Origin of the sequence: Corallococcus sp. RDP092CA (assembly GCF_041903675.1) — a bacterium.
In the GTDB taxonomy this organism is placed as follows: domain Bacteria; phylum Myxococcota; class Myxococcia; order Myxococcales; family Myxococcaceae; genus Corallococcus.
In genome coordinates this window covers 1-4,860 of sequence record NZ_JAYESI010000071.1, presented here as the reverse complement: position 1 = coordinate 4,860, position 4,860 = coordinate 1, and the positions used below count along the sequence as shown (strand labels likewise).

Below are 4,860 nucleotides of genomic sequence, written 5' to 3'. Positions count from 1 at the left end.
GGGCGGCAGCAACTCCGACTGCTCCGGTGCGTAGGGGCGGAAGGTCTTGCTCATAGGGAGGCAAAGAGCACCACGCCTCTGCCTCCCTTTCAAATCGGTTCTTCCGATTACCCCGACACGCTCCTAGGTCCAATGCCATGCATCCGGAGCCGCCCGCCTTCCCGGAGCCGCCGCCGGCATCGCGCCCTCGAAGCCGCCCGCCTGCCCTCCGGCCCGGGACTCGGCGCTCCGATAGCCGTGCTCGACACGGGGTGTCGTCACACGGCGTGAGGCCCACCTTTCAACGCACGCGCGCCCTTCACGGACCCTCCGTGGAGGGCGCGGGCCCGGACCTCTCACCACGGAGTGACATCATGGCATTGCTCTCCAACCTGCTGGGCGCGTCACGACGGCGCAGCTTCAGGGGTCGCGGCTGGAACCGGGGCCGCACCGCCTACGGCCGCCATCCCATCGGCTACGGGTACCGGGGACGCAGGTCCTCCGGGGTGGGCGGCTCGCTGGGCCGGATGATCCTCGCGGGCCTGGGCGCCTACGGCCTGCGCCGCTTCCTCAACAGCCGCTCGCGGGCCACGGGCTCCTGAAACGGGGCGGCCGTGTCCGGTCGCGCCGGGAAGTACCGTGGACTTCCCCCGGCAAGGCGCACCGACAGGGCACCCCCACGCGGGCACGGGAGCGTTCCACGGACAGCTCCCGGTGCCTGACTTCTCGCACGCTCCGTCAGTGCGGCGCCTCCGCTTGGAGTAGGGTCCCCTCCCGTGTCCGGCCACTGGCCGACGAGAGAGGCTCCGCACGCATGGCGAAGGCGAGATACGTCCTGGCGCTGGACCAGGGCACCACGGGAACCCACGTCTCCATCCTCGATACCCGGCTGCAGGTGGTGGGCCGCTCCTACAAGGAGCTGCCCCAGCACTTCCCCAAGCCGTCGTGGGTGGAGCACGACCTGATCGACATCTGGAACACCAGCGAGTGGTGCATCGCCCGCGCCCTCAAGAGCGCCGGCCTCACCGGCAGCGACATCGCCGTGGTGGGCATCACCAACCAGCGGGAGACGACGGGCCTCTGGGACCGGGAGACGGCCGAGCCCCTGGCCAACGCCATCGTCTGGCAGGACCGCCGCACCGCGGACATCTGCCAGCGGCTCAAGGCGCAAGGCGTGGAGCCCCGCGTGCGCGAGGTGACGGGCCTGGTGCTCGACCCCTACTTCTCCGGCACCAAGCTCACCTGGCTCTTCAACCACCTGAAGGGCGCCAAGAAGCGCGCCGAGCGCGGCGACGTGTGCTTCGGCACCATGGACTCGTGGCTCGTCTTCAAGCTCACCGGCGGCGCCGCCCACGTCACGGACGTGTCCAACGCCAGCCGCACGCTGCTCATGGACCTGCGCACGCTCGGCTGGGATGACGAGCTGTGCTCGCTGCTGGGCGTGCCCCGCGCGTGCCTGCCGGAGATCCGCGGCAACGCGGAGGTGTACGGCACCACGCGCGGCATGCGCAGCCTGCCGGACGGCATCCTCGTCGCGGGCATGGCCGGCGACCAGCAGGCCGCCCTCTTCGGGCAGGCGTGCTTCGCCCCCGGTGAATCCAAGTGCACCTACGGCACCGGCGCCTTCCTCCTCATGAACACCGGCACGCAGCCGGTGCGCTCCACCGCGGGGCTGCTCACCACGGTGGCGTGGAAGCTGGGCAACACCACGCACTACGCGCTGGAGGGCAGCTCCTTCATCGCGGGCGCCGCCGTGCAGTGGCTGCGCGACGGCCTCAAGGTCATCAAGAAGGCCCCGGACGTGGAGGCGCTCGCCGCCAGCGTCAAGGACTCCGGCGACGTCGTCTTCGTCCCGGCGCTCGCGGGCCTGGGCGCGCCGCACTGGCGCCCGGAGGCGCGCGGCCTGTTCGCCGGCATCGACCGCTCCACCACCGTGGCGCACCTGGCGCGCGCGACGCTGGAGGGCGTGGCCCTTCAAATCCACGACCTGGCGGAGGCCATGCGCCGCGACAGCGGGCGGGACATCCCCGTCTTCAAGGCGGACGGCGGCGCCGCGGCCAACAACCTGCTCATGCAGTACCAGGCGGACCTGCTGGGCGTGCCGGTGGTGCGCCCGCGAAACCTGGAGACCACGTCCCTGGGCGCGGCCTTCCTGGGCGGCCTGGGCGCGGGCGTGTGGACCAGCCCGGACGCCATCCGCCGCGCGTGGAAGGCGGACCGGACCTTCAAGCCGAAGATGAAGCCCGAGGTCCGCGCGCGCCACCTGGAAAAGTGGAAGCAGGCGGTTTCGCGAGCGTGAACTGAAACACCGGAGCCCGGCGCAATGAACGCGCCGGGGCTTCCATCGGGCGGGGGAGCGGGTAGAACAGCCGCCATGGCCCACGACCGCACGCTGCTCTCCCCGGACGCGCTCCAGACCTTCCTCGCCCAGCACTCCGCCTGGAAGCACGAGGGCGGGATGATCCGCCGCACCTACGAGGCGCCCTCGTTCCTGGAGGGCATCGCCTTCGTGGAGCGCGTGGCGAGGGCGGCGGAGGCCGCGGACCACCACCCGGACATCGACATCCGGTGGCGCAAGGTGACGCTGGCGCTGGTGACGCACGACGCGGGCGGCCTCACCTCCCGCGACACCGCCCTGGCGGCGGAGGCGGACCGCCTCTTCATCGAAGGGGCCGCTGCCCGGTGACCCACGGCGTGCGCGGCACCCTGGCGGCCCTGGCGTGCGCGGCGTCCCTCGCCGCGCCCCCGGCCATGGCCCAGGACGACGTCCCCACGGAGCCCCGGCCGGAGCGGCTGTATTTCAACTCCGGCGCGCTCCTGGGCTCCGCGCGCGTGGTGGGCCTGGGCGGCGCCTACGTGGGCATCGCCGAGGGCGCCGCGGGCGTCTCCAGCAACCTGGCCGCCCTGGCCCAGCGCAGCCCCTCGCTGGAGCGCGACTGGGACCTGGGCGTCACCCTGTCCTGGCTGGACCTGCCCTTCACCGGCACCAAGCGCCGGGACGTGGACAACGACGGCCTCGCGGACGAGACCGTGGACAGCCGCCAGCTGCTGGGCGCGCTGATGTTGCAATACAAGCGCTTCGGCATCGGCTTCCTGTGGCGCAACAGCCGCACCGGCTACTGCCTCACCCTGGGCTGCCGGAACGAGGGCGACAAGCTGCGCATCTCCCTCACCCAGTCCGTGCTCGCGGGCTCGGTGGCCTTCGGCCAGGACGACTTCATCCTGTCCCTGGGCATCTTCTCCGCGCAGGCCAGCTTCAACGCCCTGGGCGACGAGTCCTGGCGCTACGGCGACACCGGCGTGGCGGTGGACATGCTCTTCCGTCCGCACGGGCGGTCCTACCGCATCGGCGTGTCGGTGCGCCCGGAGGTGGTGGCGGGCTGGCGCCGCGATGACGGCCAGAGCCCGTTCATCGCGGGCCGCCAGGTCTACGCGGCCGTGGTGTCGCCCGCGGTGCTGTCGCTGGGCGCCAGCTGGCGGCTGGGCGAGGGCGCGCACCGCTACAACCGGCTGTCCCCCGCCGCCCGCCGGCAGCTCCTGGTGGACGGAGACGCGCTGCCGGTGCCGGAGGAGGAGCCTCGCGACGCGCTGGCCGGCCGGTGGCTCATCACCGCGCAGGTGGACCTCATCTCCAGCGTGAGCAACGCGGTGGCGGCGCGCTCCCTCGCCACCACCACGGCGCCGCAGCGCGTGGGCGACACCGCCACCTTCCAGCCGCGCCTGGGCGCCGAGTGGGACACCTTCCCGGGCCTCTTGCGCCTGCGCGCGGGCACCTGGCTGGAGCCGTCCCCCTTCCAGGACCGCAACCCCCGGCCGCACCTCACCGGCGGCTTCGAGCTGTTCGTGCTGCGCTACTGGGAGGACTGGTCGCTCACCGCCTCGTTCGACCTGGCGAGCCGCTACTCCAACTGGGGCGTCTCCATCGGCTTCTGGCGGTAGTGTCCGACCTTGGCCGTGGGTGGGTAAACGCGAGGACCGCGCTGGGTGCTCGCGTCGCCCGACCGCGCCTCCCGGAGGCCCACCCGCGCGCCGCCCCCGCCTTCGCGCAGCGGCCAGCCGAGCAACCTTCCGTGCCGTATTTGCCGGTGTGGGATGGCATGCGAACCGTGCCGTACACGGAGGGGATTCCATGTCTCAGGGGCGGGGGTGGCGCCGGACTGTCGTGGGTGCGACGGTGCTGGGATTCGCGCTGGGCAGCGGGTGGGGGTGCGGAGGCGGGGCCGACAAGCCCGATCCGAACGACTGCCAGGACTCGAAGATGGGGTGTCCCCCCGCGGATCAGCCCTCGATACCGGGCGACGTCCCCCCGCCGGGGAGCGGCACGCAGACGCCGCCGGGCAACGCCCCCCCCCAGCCCCAGCCGCCGCCGGGCGCTGGGCAGGAGCAGGCGCCCCCCGCGTCGGGGGCCACGCTGTGGCTCGCGAAGGAGGGCTCCGCGCAGGACGACCTGGCGCTGGACCTGGCGGTGGACGCCGCCACCGGCGACTTCTTCACCGCCGCCGCGCACGGCTACGACGACCTGGACGCGCGGGCGCCCACGGATGACTCGGTGGACCTGGTCCTCACGCGGCGCTCCGGCACGGGGCAGACGCTGTGGACGCATGCGTATGACGTGCGCGTGGCCCCCACGCCGGCGTCGCTGCGCGCGGACGTGCATGTCCGCGTGGCGGCGGATGGCGCGGGCGGCATGTTCCTGGCCGGCAACCTCCAGGGCACGGTGGACCTGGGCACGGGCAAGCTCGGCGACGGCGCCATCGTCGCCAGGCTGTCCGCGGACGGCGCGACGCTCTGGGCGCACCCGGTGCCCGGCGCGCTGACGGTGAAGGACGTGGCGGCGGACGCGCAGGGCCGGCTGTACGTGGCCTATACCGCGCCGGGCAC

General features: G+C 73.0%; 4 protein-coding genes and 1 pseudogene. All 5 read left to right on the top strand.

Going from position 1 to position 4,860, the window contains the following annotated elements; genetic code table 11:
- Positions 1–353: 353 nt before the first annotated feature.
- Positions 354–581: a hypothetical protein gene (locus U8525_RS34075; protein WP_374270906.1), complete on the top strand. Its 228-nt coding sequence runs from the start codon at positions 354–356 to the stop codon at positions 579–581.
- A gap of 212 nt (positions 582–793) precedes the next feature.
- The gene (gene glpK, locus U8525_RS34070) at positions 794–2,278 is read left to right on the top strand and encodes a glycerol kinase GlpK (protein WP_374270905.1); all 1,485 of its coding nucleotides are present in this window, start codon (positions 794–796) and stop codon (positions 2,276–2,278) included.
- A gap of 75 nt (positions 2,279–2,353) precedes the next feature.
- Positions 2,354–2,665, top strand: coding sequence for a 4a-hydroxytetrahydrobiopterin dehydratase (locus tag U8525_RS34065; RefSeq protein ID WP_374270904.1), 312 nt, complete (start codon positions 2,354–2,356; stop codon positions 2,663–2,665).
- Between the two features lie 65 nt (positions 2,666–2,730).
- Complete coding sequence (locus tag U8525_RS34060) at positions 2,731–3,918, top strand: hypothetical protein (RefSeq protein ID WP_374270907.1); 1,188 nt, start codon at positions 2,731–2,733, stop codon at positions 3,916–3,918.
- Positions 3,919–4,237: 319 nt separating this feature from the next.
- Positions 4,238–4,860: pseudogene (locus U8525_RS34055) on the top strand (hypothetical protein); the annotation flags it as partial.